Raw genomic sequence first — 14,414 nt, 5'->3', positions numbered from 1 at the left:
GGGGCCGGGCGTCCGGATCAGGGCTCTCGCTGGGGTTCGACGTCATGCTGATGATCTCTCCTCGTGACCGTCCAGGAAGAGTATCCCCTGGTCAACGGGCTGTCTCATCTAAGCGTGACAGGGAGGGCACCATCCGCAACCTGATCTGCCATCTGATGGCACATGGCAAGCGTGTGCTGGTGGTGGCCCAGAAGGAAGATCCGCTGCGGGTGCTGCGGGACGGACTGCCGGAGGAGGTCAAGGCGCTCTGCCTGGCGGTGCTCGGACGCTCGGCGGACCAGCTCGTCCAGTTGCAGGTAGCCGCGCGTGAGCTCTCCGACCGTGCCGCCACCCTCGACCAGCACCGGGCTCAACAGCACATCGACATCCTTACCGACCAGCTGGAGGAGACCGAACGAGAGCTCGCCCGCGCGCTGGCGGCGCTGCGGTCGATCGCCGAGAACGATGCGCGGACGTACCGCCTCAACGGCGCCCTGCTGGGGCCGGCCGACGTGGGCGAGTGGCTCAATGCCGGCGCGGACGCCTTCGGCGACATTCCTGATTCCGTACGGGACGATCAGCAGCCCCCGCTTGACGCGGACGAGTTCTCCCGGCTGCTTCACCTGGCCACGACGCTCACCGCGTCCGACCGGGTACAGGCACTGCGCGAGCTGCCGCTGGTCGGCAACTTGCCGCCGGAGGCGGCCGTCCGCGCCGACCGTCAGCGGCTGGCCGGTTTGGCCGCCGAGCTTCGGGAACTGTCGGCGGCCGGCATCCACCTCGGCGCGGTGCGGGTGATGGGCCCCGAGGCGTTCGCCGAGCTCGAGCGGCGCCTGCACGACGCGGTCGGACTGCTGCGCCGGCGGGAGGGCGCGTGGATCGATCGGCTCGGCCGTCGGCTGGACGATCCGCAATGGCAGCAACTGTGGAACCAGCACGTACAGGCCTGCCACGCCGCGATGACGCAACTCGCCGGATTGGCCGGTGAGATCGGCGGCCACATCGCCGCCGTTCCCGACTCGTACGCGAATCAGCCGCGACAACTGCAGGCGGAGCTTGCCGAGGTGCGGCAACGGTTCGCGGCCGGCAAGGGCGTCAGCAAGCTGTTCCACGGCAGCCTTGCCAAGCTGGCTCAGGAATGTCAGGTCGACGGCGAACCGCTGCGTACGGTGCAAGATGTTGATCTGGTCGTTGCTCATGTGACGCGTCAGCAGGTGCGCGCCCAGCTGGCCGGGCGGTGGACCGACTGGGCGCAGTGGCTAGGCATCCCGCCGGATCAGTTGCAGGGAGCCCCGGAGATGTGGGCCAGCGAGCTGATCGAACAGGCCCGCACGGCCGTGCGCTGGGACAGCGACGAATGGCCCGACCTGTACGCGAAACTGCGGCAAGCGTTGCCCCAGCTGGAGCCGCGCGCCGACAGCGGGACGCTGCACGCCGCAGCCCAACTGCTCGGGCGGGCCACGGCCGTATTCGAGCACGATCACCTTGCGTCCACACAGAACCGCATTGCCGCGTACCTGCAAGAAGGCATGTCCCGGCCCGGCGCCAGCGATCTGTGGCGCGTCCTGGATCTTCAGTGGCAGGAGACGGAACTGCCGGGCTGGGATGCCACCTGCGCGGAAATCCGCCGGCTCGCGTCGCTGGTTCCGCAGGCCCAGACGTACGCGAATCTGCAGCACCGCCTCGCCGCCGCGGCACCGCTGTGGTCCGCCGAGATCGACGCCGGCACGGCGGCGGCGCTGCACGGAACCGGACCGGATTGTCTGCACCGCTGGCGCTGGCGTCAGGTGCAGACGTGGTTCGACGAGGTAATCGGTGACCTGGACGCGAGCGTCATCGGCCGCCGCGTCGAGCGGTGCCGCGAGCAGATCCGCAAGCTCACCAGCGAGTTGGTGGTCGCGTCGTCCTGGCTGGCCGTCTCGCGCGCTCTGGACGACCGCAAGCGGGCCGCGCTGAGCGACTGGGCGACCTCGCTTCGGAAAATCGGCAAGGGTACGGGCAAGAAGGCGTCGCATTGGCAGGCCGAGGCGCAGCGGCAGATGTCGGCCGCCGTCGACGCGGTGCCGGTGTGGGTCATGTCGATCGACCGGGCCATCGAGCAGTTCCCGACCGGCGGGAAGTTCGATGTGATCATCGTCGATGAGGCGTCGCAGGCCGACATGTTCTCGCTGCCGGTGCTGAGCCTGGCCGAACGCGCCGTCGTGGTCGGCGACGACCAGCAGATCGGTCCGCAGCTCACCTTCGTCGGTGACGTGCAGGGCCTGATCGAGGCGCACCTGGACGACGTGCCGTCGGCGAACCAGTTCGACCCTGAGGGCAGCCTCTACGATCACGCCGTACGCCGGTCGGAGCGGATCCTGCTGACCGAACATTTCCGCTGCGTGCCGCAGATCATCGAGTTCTCCAGCATCAACTACTACGACAGCAAGATCGAGCCGTTGCGCACCGACCGGCCGGCCGGGATCGGCGCACCGGTTCAGGCCGTTTACGTGCCCGACGGCGTGCGCCAGGCGATCGACTCGCACGGCGACGTCAACGTCGAGGAGGCACGGCTTCTCGTCGAGCGGGTGCGGGCCATCGTGGCCGATCCGGCGTACGAGGGAAAGACGATCGGCGTCGTGAGCCTGCTGAGCACGAGCGGCCAGGGGATGTACCTGCTGCAGCAATTGCGGGAAACGGTCGGCATGGAGGAACTCGAACGACGGAAGCTGCGGGTCGGAGACTCCTACACGTTCCAGGGCGACGAACGCGACATCGTGCTGCTCTCCCTTGTCGCATCCGCGCACGACGGCCGGATCGCACCCTTCACCAAGCGCGATTACCACCGGCGGGTCAACGTCGCCGCCTCGCGGGCCCGCGACCAACTCTGGGTCTTCCACTCGTTCCAGCCCGGCGATGTCCCGGCCGACGATGCCCGCGGGAAGCTTCTCCTCTATTGCCAGAACGTCGGGACGGCCCAGGAGGCGTACCAGGATCTGGAAAAGCGTTGCGACAGCGACTTCGAACGCGCCGTGCTCAAGCGCATGCTGCTCCGCGACCTCCGACCGCTCCCCCAGTTCAAGATCGGTAGCTACCGGATCGACTTCGTGCTGCCGCTCGCGGACGGCCGCCGTCTGGCGGTGGAGTGCGACGGCGACGCCTACCACGGGCCCGATCAGTGGGAGGCGGACATCCGCCGGCAGGCGCTGCTGGAGCGGGTGGGCAACTGCGTATTCGTCCGCATCCGGGGCAGCGTCTTCAGCCGCGACCCGGAGAAGGCGATGGAGCCGCTGTGGCACCGCATCGAGGAACTGGGCGGAGTCGCTTCCGCCGACCCGGAGCCTCCGGCGCCGGTCAGCCCACCGGCGGCACTTGAGGTTCCCGCACCACCGGTTCCGCCGGCCGAGGCTCAGGTCTCCGCACCGCCAGCGCCGCGGGCCGAAGCTCAGGTCCCCGCACCGTCGCCGCCGCCGGCCGAGCCTGCAGTCGAAGCCGTGCCGGAACAGCGTGACCCTGCCGATGACGTCTATTCGATCACGTCCGGAATCACCATGGTCGAGGCGTATGCGGAGCCGCCGTCGCGATGGGTCGATGTCCCGGACGGATACCGCAGCGTCGCATGGGTACGTCCGCACGAGGCCGAGGCGGTCTTGCAGGCCTATGCCACCGGAGCCGACGCCCCGAACCGGGAGCACGGCCGAACCACCGGCTGGGCGCGCTTCCATCCCGACGATTCGGTGGAGGCACGGACGTACGGGGCCAACGTCCTGCTGGAGCGGCTATCGCCCGGCGGGACGCGGTTCGTGTGCTGGCTGCGCCAGTCGGAGGCGAAGGCGCTGCTGCAAGCGGTGGCACAGCAGTCCGACGTCGCGGTAGGCGAACGCGGACGCGGCTACACCGGCCACGTGCAGTACTACCAGCCGCACAGCGAAGAAGCGCGACGATTCCGCAGCCCCACACGCTTGTTGCGCGTGCGCGGCGCCAGACATGAGCCCGAGGGGCGACGTTCCGACTACGCGAAAGACGAGCACTGATGGATTCCGTGGAGCAGCCGATGGACAACGACATCCAGCTGATCAGTGACGGCGACGGCCTGGCGATCATCGGTAACCCGACGGACGTGGAACGCTTCCTCGCCGCGGAGGGACTGTCGGCGAAGGACCTGCCGCTGCCGCGGCTCAAGTCCGTCGCCAGCATGGGAAGTGCGGCTGCGCAGGCCGGCTCGGAGATTGCCGCCAATTCCAGTCGCTGGATGAAGCTGACCAAGGAGTCGGCACAGCTGGTCAAGAAGCACGGGCTGCGGGAAAGCTCGAAGAGCGGCCTCAAGACCGGCGTGGTGAAGGGGCAGAAAGGCCAGATCGGCGGATTCATCGAGTTCGCGAAGAAGCCCGGTTCGCTGCTGAGCAACCCAGCGATCCTGGCCGGGCGGCGAGCATCATGGCGCAGGTGGCGATGCAACAGGCCATGGACGAAATCACCGACTACCTCGCCAAAATCGACGAGAAGGTCGATGACGTATTGCGCGCTCAGAAGGACGCCGTGCTGGCGCGCATGATCGGCGTCGGCCTTGTCCTCGAGGAGGCCATGACGATTCGGGAAAGCCGGGGCAGGGTCGACGAGATCACCTGGTCGAAAGTGCAGACCGCGCCGGCCACAATTGCGGAAACCCAGGCGTACGCGTTGCGTCAGCTCGACGCGCTCGCGGAGAAGTTGGAGCGCAAGACCGGCATCGGCGACCTCGCCGAGGCGGCCAAGGAAGCGGAGTCCAAGAGTCGGGAGTGGCTCGCGGTGCTGGCCCGCTGCTTCCAACTGCAGGACGCGATCGCCGTGCTCGAGCTCGACCGGGTGCTGGACGCGTCTCCCGACGAGCTGGACGGGCATCGACTCGGATTGAAGGCGGCCCGGCAGAACCGGCTGGAACTCATCTCGCGGACCACCGAGCTCCTGGTGAACCGGATGAATGCGGCGGCCGGCATGGCCAACGCGAAGGTGCTGCTGCACCCGACCGCGTCCCCGGCCGTCGTCCGGTCCAGCAACAACGTCGCGGTCAGCATCCACGAGTTCCACGGGCGGCTCGGCATCGAGTCCGGCCGCGAGTCGGCCGAGGCACGACGGTGGGTGGACGCCGCCACGGAGGCAAAAGACAAGGCGCTCGAAACCGGAGCAAGCGGCGTCGACGCGGCGCGGACCCTCGGCAGCAAGACCCTCGACCGGGCCGGCTCAGTGACGGGCAAGCTGGCCGGCGGCATCGCCGAGCGGGCGCGCCGCCTGCGCGGTGACGCCGATTAAGCAGGCTCAGCCTCGAGGATTTCGCGAAGGGCGTCCAGCGACTGTTCGCTGAGCAACGAAGGGGTGGTCTCCAGCATCGACTGAATGCTCTCCCCCAGCTGCTTCTGGGTGAGCGTGATCGTGGCGGCGTCCAGCTCCGGCGTGTCGCCGTCACCGTCAATCCCCGCATCACGAGCGATCTGCACCTGCTGCTCGCTGGACAGGTTGGCCGCCAGGGCGGCGACAATGCGGCGCCGCGCCTCGACCTTGCTCAGACCTGACCGGTAGGCCTCAATCACGGCCGCCACGTCGTGCGACTCTTCCGAGGGTGCAGGCTCAACCGCCGGCTCCGATTCGGGCGGCCCGACCTTCGCTTGGACCCGGACGGCACGTTTTCGGCCTTTGCCGATCGTGGTCGCCATCCGCCGAGTCGAGGTCGTGGCCGACACCACCGTCGACTTCACAGTCGGAATCGCCTGGCCGGTCACCCAGTTCGCGATACGTGGCCTGACTTCCTCGGCAACGTCACGCGCCACATCGACCGCGAGATTGAGAAGCAGTTGCTGGAACTCTGAGCGGATCGTCCGCCGTGACGCCATCACATATCTCCGTCGACCGTATGAACCTACCTGGCCAACCTTGGTGCTCCCCTGGTCAGGCGTCAAGACTCCGAAACTGCCCACACCGAGCCAGAACCTTGTAAACCGCCGCAGATTCTGCGCCAATGGTCTGACCAATCGTCTGAGGAACGGTGTCCGAAGCTGGGAGATCAGGGCGCCAGCCAACGCTGGGCACGAGGGCGACTTCGAGGATGGCTCTCAACAACTGCGGTTCGATCACGGACCTAGAGATCCGGCGCGCAGGACACGACGCGGCCAACCTGGGAGCTGGTACCTCATCTGGAGCGCAGCAGGTCGCCGGCGGTGCGGATCTGTCGATGTAAGACATCGTCTGCAACTGATCGCCGAAATCCGTCCGGGCCAGCGGCAATGAGGCGGAGTAGCCAGGTTGCGCTCCAAAGCCGGTGCCAGCCGAGTGCCCAGTACTCCGCGCTGGAAGGCCACCGCGTGGGATCCGGGCGCGCCGGGTACCACCGTTGGCGATGTAGGCCTCGATCTGTTTGTGCAGCCGTCCGGGGTTGGGTGTCTGTCGTGTTCCTTGCCAGGTGGCGAGGTCGAGGATTTGCGGTCCGGTGAAGGCCATGCCGAAGTCGAGCAGTCGCCAGCCGGACGAGCCGACGTGTAGTGAGGTCGGGTGGAGTTCTCCGTGGACAAAGCCGAACGGCGGCGTTTCTGCTCCGGCGGCCAGCGGTGCGGCATGTCGGGCTAGATCCGTCAGGATTCGTACGACGTCGTCGGCGACGTGAAGGCGTTCGTCCGCGTCGAGTTGCCGGAGCAGCTCCAACATGGCATCCGGTAGGCCCGCGAGCGTGGGACCATCCCAGCGTTCCAGCCCATCGACAGGCAAGCGGGCGCGGTGTAGCCGGGCGGCTACCGTCGACGCGAGCCGGTCGGTCGGCTGCGCGACGGGATCGCCAAGGTCTTCGAGAAGCATGACCGTGGTGTCGTCGAGTGCCGTGGTGGCAAGGACAGCGGGTACTGGGATCCCGCGGTCGCTCGCTCTGCAGAGGAGCCGCGCCTCGGTTGTGAACGGCCGTCGTGCGTACTTGCAGATCACGGTGTTGCCGTCGAGGAGACGGACGCGTTCGACGGTGGACAGCAGCCAGGTCTGCATCGGGTGCCGGCTTGCGGGTGGCGCCAGTCCGGCACCAGCGCACAGTGTGGCGATCACCGCGTCGAGGTGGGCCGAGGTCATGATCGCGCTGCCTGTCGGCGGCGGGCGACAGCGGTGGCGGTGCCGAGCGCGTCCAGGACTTTTCCGAGGTCGGCGGTCATGCTCGCCGGCACCGCTCCGATGGCTGCCCGTCGGCACTTGCTGAAGTGGGTGAGCAGGTTCAACAGGGGTGTTCTGGTGGTGAAGAATGCGGCCGTGTCCCCGGAGAGGTGGGCGCGGCGTAACAGCGAGGTCAGCGCCACCACTTTGTCGGCGGTCGACAGCAGGATCAGGTTGACGTCGTCCGGGTCGGGGATGGTCGGCTCGTCCCGGTCGAGTGCGTCGTGCTCGAACTGCATACCGCGGATGAGTCGGCGAACCTCGGGGCCGTACTCGGTGCTCAGGAATCGGTCGAGGTCCAGGTCCGGCGGCGCGAACTCGGGGGCATCGTGCAAGAGGGCAGCGGCGATGATCTGCGGTGCTGCGATCGGCTGGTGGACCCCAATGGTGACGGCCACCCGGACGGCGTGTGCCAGGGCGGGCCGGTCGTCGATGATCTGCCCAGAACACCATCGGCGGGCGACGAGCAGGGCGCTGTCCACGAGGGCGTGACGTGGTGGACTGAGGATGGTCATCGGCGGGATCTTCCTGAATGGGCCGATACGATGGCGTGGTGGCGGAGCCTCTGCAACGCTGGTGCGACGAGACCTGCGGCATCTGTCCCGGCCAGGTCCTGGGACCGGGGGATTTCGACGTGGTGGCCCGCCCGCGTACCGAGCTGGCCTACCGGCCGCAACTCGGCTGGCGAGCCACACCGTCCGGGGTCCCGGTCTGTGTGCACCCATTCCGGGTCGGGATGCCGCCGGGCGCGTACGCCTCCGCGGGCCGACCGCTGCCGAACCTGCACACCGAGGCCGTTCCGGCGCCCCCGCCGGAGGCGCTGATCCTGCCCGAGGCGCTGGACGACCTCAGTGGCTGGATGGTGGCGCACCTGCGGTCGACGGACCGAGACGAGATGTTCTCGGTGGTGGCGCAGCTGGAACGGGAGGCGGGCGAGCGGTTCGCACCCGGCGAGGTCGTCACCGTCCTGCGCCGGGTGTTGTCCGTGGAACTGGCCCGCTCCTAGGCTGCGGTCGCAGTGGTGAACATCGTGTCGAAGTCGATGTCGTGGCCGCGTCCGCCGGCGGCGATGCCGACGCTGCCGTAGAGGCCGTTCAGATGCGCGATGCGCCGGTCGACCTCGACGGTGTCGAGCCAGTACCGCAGCGGCTGCCCACCCCAACCGGCGGCGGCGTAGAAGGTGTCGGTGTCGCAGCCGCGGTGGTAGGCGAAGTCCTCGAGGGCGGTGTCGTGCGGGAACAGCACGCCCAGGTCCCGCTCGATGTGGGACATGACGGTGTGCTGGGCCAGTACGGCGTGGACCATGTCGTCGACCGGCAGTGGCAGCAGCAGTTCGGAGATCTTCTCGTCGCCGCCGGTCAGCTCGTAGACGGCAGCCTTGAGCGCGAGTGCCCGCATCGCCTCGACCAGCAGCGGCTGCCCGTCGCGATCGAGGTCGAACTTGGAGATCGCCGGCATCCCGGTGTAGGTGGCCCAGCAGGGGCTGTACCTCATGCTGGAGGTGGTGAACCGTTCCCACAGCGGGTGGGCCTGCATTTGCTTCAGGATCTCGGCGCCGCGCCGGCCGACGGTGGTCGGGTCGAGCTTCGTGCTGGTGTCCATCGCTACTCCTCACGAACGGTGATGCGAGCGCGCCGGGCCGGTCGACCCGGGAAACTCGCTGATACACCGATCGTGTCCAGGCAATAGCTTTCGGTGAAGAGGCGAGTTGGCCTACCCGAAGGACGGCGGTAGGACGCCATGGCCTACAACCGGCGGAGAGCATGTCCTGATCGCTGCGGGAGGCGGTAGCTTGAGCAGGGATTCGTCGCGACGGGAGGCAACCGTGGTCAACGGGGTGCAGATCGCTCGACGGCGTACCCAGCTCGGCTTGACGCAGGAACAACTCGCCGAACGGGCAGGCATCGCGCTCGACACGCTCTGCCGGCTCGAACAGGGTCGCCGGACCAGCGCCCGGCTGAGCACGCTCGACAAGATCGCCCGAGCGTTGCAGGTCGAGACAGCCGCGATTCTTATCTGTCCGACACTGCCTCGATCATCGAGCACCGCCCATGCACCGGTGGCTGGAGCCGCGGGGGTGAGTGAAATGAAGCGCCGCGACCTGCTGCGCCTGGTCAGCGCCGCCACCGCCGCCATCTCGTTCACACCGCTGAGGCAGCGGCCTACCGAGGCGGCAAACAGACCACTGGACGCGACCGGACTCGCCGAGCTGATGCGGACAAACAGAAAGCTCTGGGCAGACTTCGCAACCGCGTCCTCAAAAACGAGCCTCTATCCGAGGGTTCATCGGCAGCTAAGCCAATTGATCACGGCCCTTCAGCGCCCGCAACGCGTCAGCGTCCGCCGAGACCTGCACGCGGCCACCGCGGATACGTTCCAGCTCGCCGGTGAGGTGATGTTCGACGCCGACCGGTACAGCGACGCCGCGCAGTGCTACACCCTCGCCGCCACCGCAGCCCGGGAAGCCAACGCCTGGGACCTATGGTCCTGCGCCCTGACCCGGCACGCCTACATCAGCCTCTACGAGGAGCGTTCCGCCGACGCAGTCCCGTTGCTCGAACTCGCCGTTCAGGTCGCCCGACGCGGCGATCCGGCGCGGTCAACGCGGCACTGGGCCGCCGCCGTCCTCGCCCAAAGCCTCGCCGCGATCGGAGACCACGCGGGCTGTGAACGCGCCCTGGAAAATGCCGAACGGGTGACCGGGCTCAGCCATCCATATCCCGGCGGCTGGCTCCGCTTCGACGGCAGCCGGCTGCCGGAGGACCGCGCCGCTTGCTACCTCAAACAGCAGCAGTCTCACCGCGCCGAACCGCTGCTCAATCAGCTACTCGCGGCTGGACAGCCGGGCCGGCGCCGAGGAATCACGCTCGTCGACCTCGCCGTCGTGGGCACCCAGCACAAAGACCCATTGCGCGTGGTCACGCACGGCTTCGCTGCTCTCGACCACGCCCGCAACACCGGCTCCGGCGTGATCGTCCGCAGACTCCACAATCTTCGTCCGCACCTGGTCCCGATGCGGTCCGACCCCCACGTCCGGCACCTCGACGAGGAAATCGCCCAGCTCACCGCCGTCCTGTAACCCTCGCCTTACCCAGGGAAGGAAACACGTGGTGCCCGACGAACCCGGCAGGCTGTTCCGCGACGCATGGATCGCCGGCGTCCACAAGCACTTTCCTGGCGCGCCCAAACCCGGGTACGTCACGCCGTGGGAGCAAATGCCCGACTGGGAACGATCCTGCGCCGCAGCGACGCAGGACCTCATCCAGGCCCTCGTACGCAGCAGTGGTAACGCCGCGCTGAACCTCGAACGTGAACAGAAGGGTCAGTTCGTAGCGGCGTGCTGGAACGCCCACATCTATCGACACATCCCCGACCCGAAACCCTCCTACGTAGCGCCGTGGGAGGATCTCCCGCCGTGGCAGAAAGAGGTCGACGCCGACATCTTCGACGCCGTTGCAACATCAGCCAGCGATGCTCGCTGAGCTACTGGCAGTGTGATCTTCTACCGGGGGTGATCTTCCGGTGCGGCGGCCTCAGCCGGCTTGTCGTTCGCCGAATCGTCGTCGCCGATGGCTTGGTCGTTGATGGTGTTCACTGGGATGCCTTCCACGGTTAAGAACGTTCGCAAGGTGGCAGCCAACGGTCCGACCTTGTCGTCCTCAACGAAGGCGTAGCCGGACTTGGAGAAGCAGTCGGCAACCCGTTCGGCGATCCACATCAGCGCGTCATCGGCCTGCGTGATCATTCATACCTCCTCTGCTGAACCTTCCCACCTGGGCTGAGGACCTCTGTTCCGGGATGGACGACCGGCCGGACGAACCGGTGACGTCCGGCCGGTTACCGCACGAACGCGACGGGTAGCCCGCCGCGTCGGTCGTCCACGGTTGCGGACCAGGGAACGACAGCAGCAAACCCAACTCAGCCTTATGCATAAAGTAACCTTCACATGCACCTTGCTGCCCCCTGATGCTTGCGGGCAGCGCTCCTCGCATGGTCCACTGGCTTTGCGGACCAGGGAGCAGACCAACGTGGCCAAATCAAAGACGCAGCAGCTCATCGACGACATCACCGCTCAGATCGAGTCCGGCCAGCTGCAGCCGGGAGATCGCCTGCCGAGCACTGCGCAACTCCGTACTCAATACGGGGTGTCCATTACGGTCGTGCGCAACGCGGTGCAGTGGCTCAAGGCGAAGGGCCTGGTGGAAGGCTTGTCCGGCGTCGGGGTCTTCGTCACCGAAGAAGACGGCAGAGCGAAGCCCTAACCCGGCGACCAGACCCACGGATGACCGTGGCCCGGGAGAGGGACACGGCCTGTGCAGCATGTCCGCCGCCCCCAGTAGGGTTGCCGCATGGCGGGATCGAATTCGTCGTTCGGGCTGGACGACTTCGGGGTCGACGACCGCCTCCGGCTGTTCAGCTACGTCAACGCCGATAATCGGCTCGCCTACCTGTGGCTGCTCCGTGCCTTCGACGCCGCCCGGTCCAGCTACCACGTGGTCCTGCACACCTCGGACGTGCAGGCCGCGCTGGCCGGTCTCGCGGAGGTGCATCGGGACTGCCCGGATCCGTCGACCCTGGAGCTGCCCCGGCTGCTGGACGCGCTGGTCGACTGGGGAGTGCTGGACCGCAGCCAGGACGGCGCCCGGGCGGCCACCCTGGCCGAGTACCGCAACCGGCACTCCGTCTACCAGTTCACCGAGGCCGGGTACCGTGCGCACCGCGCGGTCGAGTCGGTCCTCGCGGCGGGGCTGGACGACAGCACGCTGTCCCGGCTGGTCTTCGCGGACCTGCTGGCCGACCTGCAGGCGCTGGCGAAGGCGAACGCGGACGGCGATGCCGAGGAGGTCTACCGCAAGCTCAACCGTCTCGATCGGGCGCTGGCCGACGTCGCGGAACGGGCCGCGCGGTTCTATCACATGCTCGGCGATCTGAGCCGGACCCATGACGTACGCCCGGAGGTCTTCCTCAGTCACAAGGACGCGCTGCTCGCCCACCTCCGGGACTTCCACGACGAGTTGCAGCGGTACACGCCACGCCTGCGGGAAGCGGTCCACGACGTGGAGGCCACCGGTCTGGACCGGATGATCGAGGCGGCGGCCGAGGCCGACGAGCGGCTGTTCGCGACACCGGTGGAGCGGCTGGAGGACTGGCGACGCCGCTGGCAGGGCTTGCGGTCGTGGCTGGCGCCGGACAACGACCTGCCGAGTGAGGCCGATCGGCTGTCGGGCGCGACCATGGCGGCGATCGGCGACGTTCTCGCTCTGCTGCGGCGGGTCACCGAGGCGCGGCGAGGCGGCGTGAGCCGGGAGTCGCAGCTGCGCCATCTGGCGGCGTGGTTCACCGGCGCGGGCTCAGCCGAGGCCGCGCACGCCGTCTTCGACGTGGTGTTCGGGCTGGGGGCGGCACGGCACGTCGGCGTGGCCTACCCCGACCCGGAGGCCATTCCGGGGCGCCCGTCCTGGTGGGAGGCGCCGGCCGTGGAGCTGTCCCGGTCGTTGGTGCAGAGCGGCCGGATGCCGGGGCAGGGCAACGGCCGCATCGCGCGGATCGAGCGGTCCGAGTCGTCCCGGCGGGCGCTGCGGGACCGGCAGGTCGCCGAGGAACGCCGCCAAGCCGAGGCGGCCGCGAGCCTGATCGGGGCGGAGACGCTGACCGACGCCCAAGCCGGCGTGCTGCGCCGGCTGCTGGACATCGCCCTGTCGGCGCGCCAGGCCGGTCGGCCGGAGTCGAGCTTGGCGGCCGCGGCCTTCGGGGTACGGCTGACGCTCAGCCCGCGCCCCGGCCGATTCAGCACGGTGTGCACCGAATCGGGCCGCTTGCACATCGACGGCTTCGGGCTCACCGTGTCCCCCGCCGAGCACACCGCAGCCCGGCGAGCCGAGCCGGCCGCGCACACCGCAGCCCAGCGAGCCGAGCCCGCCGAGCACACCGCAGCCCGGCGAGCCGAGCAAGCAGAGTCGGTGGTCGCGTGAGGTTCGCCGCCGAGGTGTCCGATCTGGAGCTCGCCGACTATCAACGCACGGTCCGGCTGCTGCTGCGCCATCCGCTGATCACCGCGACCTGGCCGGACGAGAAGGCGCTCCCCCGGGTCCGCCGGTTCTCCGCCGAGCTGCGCCGCGACCTGTCCGAGGCGTTCGGCTACCGGCTGGAGCTGCACGGCGGCACGGCCCGGCTGGTCCGCACGGCCGACCGGCTGGCGACCGACCGGCCGGCGGTGTCCCGCACCGGGCGCCCGTTCGACCGGCAGCGGTACGCGTACCTGTCGCTCTGCCTGGCCACGCTCGGCCGGGCCGGCATCCAGATCACCCTCACCGAGCTGGCCGAGGCGGTGGCCGCCGACGCCGGCCGGATCACCGGTCTCGGGCTCGACCCGGACAGCGGGACGGATCGCCGGGCCTTCGTCGACGCGGTGGCCTGGCTGGAGGACCGCGGCGTGCTGCGGCTGGCCGACGGTTCGAGCACGGCCTGGGCCAGCGATCCCGGGGCGGGCGAGGCCCTGTACGACGTTGCCCGCGATGCCGTCTTCGCCGTGTTCCGGCCGGCCCGCGTGCTGCAGCACATCGAATCGGTGACCGCGCTGCTGGAGCGCTCGCTGAGCAGCAGCGGCAACGCCGAGCGCCGGGCCGCGGCGCAGGCCGCCCGCCGGGCGGCGGTCGAGCGCCCGGTCGTCTACTACGACGACGTGCCCACCGAGATCGCCAACCACCTGCGCGGGCAGGCGCTCCCCGCCGACCTGCAGCGGCTCACCGGGTTGCGGCTGGAGCGGCGGGCCGAGGGCGTGCTGCTGGTCGACACGGCCGGCTGGTCGGTGGAGCGGTTCCCGGGCACCGGATCGGTGGCGCAGGCGGCGGTCCTGCTGGCCGTGGCGATCGCCGACCGGGTGGCCGATTCCGACGGGCGCAGGACACGGCGCATGCCGGTGCCGGACCCGGCCGAGGAGCAGGAGAAGCTGGTCGGCCAGATCGATGCCGGCCTGCCAGCGAGCGTCCCGCTGACCGCCGACGCCGGCGACGCCGTTCCGGCGGCCCCGGCCGAGTCGGAGACCGAGGAGCGGCGACTTCCGCTGATCACCGACAGCGTGCTGCGGGACGCGACCGCGGAGATTCTGCGGACGTACGGGTCGGCGTTCGGCGCGGCCTGGCACGCCGATCCGGAGCGCCTGCGCGTCGAGGCGGTGGCGTTGCTCGTACGGTTCGGCGCCGTGCTCGCCGTGCCCGGTGGGGTGCTGGCCCGTCCGTTGATCGGCCGTTACCGCAGCACCGTGGCCCAGGTCAAACAACGCACTCTCTTCTGAT

General features: G+C 68.9%; 14 protein-coding genes. 9 read left to right on the top strand and 5 right to left on the bottom strand.

Features of this window, described 5'->3' with window-relative positions; all coding sequences use genetic code 11:
• Window positions 1-44: 44 nt before the first annotated feature.
• From ACFQS1_RS07450 to ACFQS1_RS07440, 3 genes are read left to right on the top strand one after another with little or no spacing between them, the layout of a single operon-like run.
• Window positions 45-3,992: an AAA domain-containing protein gene (locus tag ACFQS1_RS07450; protein ID WP_378965411.1), complete on the top strand. Its 3,948-nt coding sequence runs from the start codon at window positions 45-47 to the stop codon at window positions 3,990-3,992.
• 20 nt (window positions 3,993-4,012) lie between these two features.
• Complete coding sequence (locus tag ACFQS1_RS07445) at window positions 4,013-4,513, top strand: hypothetical protein (RefSeq protein ID WP_378965410.1); 501 nt, start codon at window positions 4,013-4,015, stop codon at window positions 4,511-4,513.
• Window positions 4,405-5,247 (top strand): hypothetical protein, encoded by an 843-nt coding sequence (locus tag ACFQS1_RS07440; RefSeq protein ID WP_378965408.1) that lies wholly within the window; start codon window positions 4,405-4,407, stop codon window positions 5,245-5,247. The genes ACFQS1_RS07445 and ACFQS1_RS07440 overlap by 109 nt, the downstream gene beginning before the upstream one ends.
• Here ACFQS1_RS07440 and ACFQS1_RS07435 read toward each other — a convergent pair.
• Genes ACFQS1_RS07435 through ACFQS1_RS07425 form a run of 3 tightly spaced genes read right to left on the bottom strand, consistent with a single transcriptional unit; the run spans window position 5,244 to window position 7,601 of the window.
• Window positions 5,244-5,825: a hypothetical protein gene (locus ACFQS1_RS07435; protein WP_378965407.1), complete on the bottom strand. Its 582-nt coding sequence runs from the start codon at window positions 5,823-5,825 to the stop codon at window positions 5,244-5,246. The two genes, ACFQS1_RS07440 and ACFQS1_RS07435, sit on opposite strands and share 4 nt — an antisense overlap.
• A gap of 55 nt (window positions 5,826-5,880) precedes the next feature.
• Window positions 5,881-7,041 (bottom strand): phosphotransferase, encoded by a 1,161-nt coding sequence (locus tag ACFQS1_RS07430; RefSeq protein WP_378965406.1) that lies wholly within the window; start codon window positions 7,039-7,041, stop codon window positions 5,881-5,883.
• A complete protein-coding gene (locus ACFQS1_RS07425; RefSeq protein WP_378965404.1) occupies window positions 7,038-7,601 on the bottom strand; it encodes a hypothetical protein in 564 nt (187 codons plus the stop codon). Before ACFQS1_RS07425 ends, ACFQS1_RS07430 begins: the two co-directional genes overlap by 4 nt.
• Window positions 7,602-7,672: 71 nt before the next feature.
• Between ACFQS1_RS07425 and ACFQS1_RS07420 the strand changes: the two genes are divergently transcribed.
• On the top strand, window positions 7,673-8,125 hold the full coding sequence (locus ACFQS1_RS07420) for a hypothetical protein (protein ID WP_378965403.1): 453 nt from the start codon (window positions 7,673-7,675) through the stop codon (window positions 8,123-8,125).
• On the opposite strand, the gene ACFQS1_RS07415 is transcribed toward ACFQS1_RS07420, so the two are convergent.
• Window positions 8,122-8,721: a hypothetical protein gene (locus tag ACFQS1_RS07415; protein ID WP_378965401.1), complete on the bottom strand. Its 600-nt coding sequence runs from the start codon at window positions 8,719-8,721 to the stop codon at window positions 8,122-8,124. The genes ACFQS1_RS07420 and ACFQS1_RS07415 overlap by 4 nt on opposite strands.
• A 223-nt stretch (window positions 8,722-8,944) precedes the next feature.
• Between ACFQS1_RS07415 and ACFQS1_RS07410 the strand changes: the two genes are divergently transcribed.
• Window positions 8,945-10,198 carry a helix-turn-helix domain-containing protein gene (locus ACFQS1_RS07410; protein ID WP_378965400.1) on the top strand — a complete coding sequence of 418 codons (1,254 nt, stop codon included), beginning with the start codon at window positions 8,945-8,947 and terminating at the stop codon, window positions 10,196-10,198.
• Window positions 10,199-10,229: 31 nt separating this feature from the next.
• Window positions 10,230-10,601: a hypothetical protein gene (locus tag ACFQS1_RS07405; protein WP_465263195.1), complete on the top strand. Its 372-nt coding sequence runs from the start codon at window positions 10,230-10,232 to the stop codon at window positions 10,599-10,601.
• A 20-nt stretch (window positions 10,602-10,621) separates the two neighbouring features.
• Here ACFQS1_RS07405 and ACFQS1_RS07400 read toward each other — a convergent pair whose 3' ends face one another.
• Entirely contained in the window at window positions 10,622-10,864 is a 243-nt protein-coding gene (locus tag ACFQS1_RS07400) for a hypothetical protein (protein WP_378965398.1), read from the bottom strand.
• A gap of 253 nt (window positions 10,865-11,117) precedes the next feature.
• Here ACFQS1_RS07400 and ACFQS1_RS07395 point away from each other — a divergent pair, with 253 nt between their 5' ends.
• The 3 genes from ACFQS1_RS07395 to ACFQS1_RS07385 all read left to right on the top strand — a co-directional run bounded on the left by ACFQS1_RS07395 (window position 11,118) and on the right by ACFQS1_RS07385 (window position 14,413).
• Window positions 11,118-11,381, top strand: coding sequence for a winged helix-turn-helix domain-containing protein (locus ACFQS1_RS07395; RefSeq protein WP_378965432.1), 264 nt, complete (start codon window positions 11,118-11,120; stop codon window positions 11,379-11,381).
• An 87-nt stretch (window positions 11,382-11,468) separates the two neighbouring features.
• A complete protein-coding gene (locus tag ACFQS1_RS07390; protein ID WP_378965397.1) occupies window positions 11,469-13,091 on the top strand; it encodes a TIGR02677 family protein in 1,623 nt (540 codons plus the stop codon).
• The gene (locus tag ACFQS1_RS07385) at window positions 13,088-14,413 is read left to right on the top strand and encodes a DUF2398 family protein (RefSeq protein ID WP_378965396.1); all 1,326 of its coding nucleotides are present in this window, start codon (window positions 13,088-13,090) and stop codon (window positions 14,411-14,413) included. The genes ACFQS1_RS07390 and ACFQS1_RS07385 overlap by 4 nt, the downstream gene beginning before the upstream one ends.
• The last annotated feature ends 1 nt before the right edge of the window (window position 14,414 follow it).

Source organism: Paractinoplanes rhizophilus, from assembly GCF_042664765.1.
In the GTDB taxonomy this organism is placed as follows: domain Bacteria; phylum Actinomycetota; class Actinomycetes; order Mycobacteriales; family Micromonosporaceae; genus Actinoplanes; species Actinoplanes rhizophilus.
This window is presented reverse-complemented; position numbering and strand designations above follow the sequence as displayed.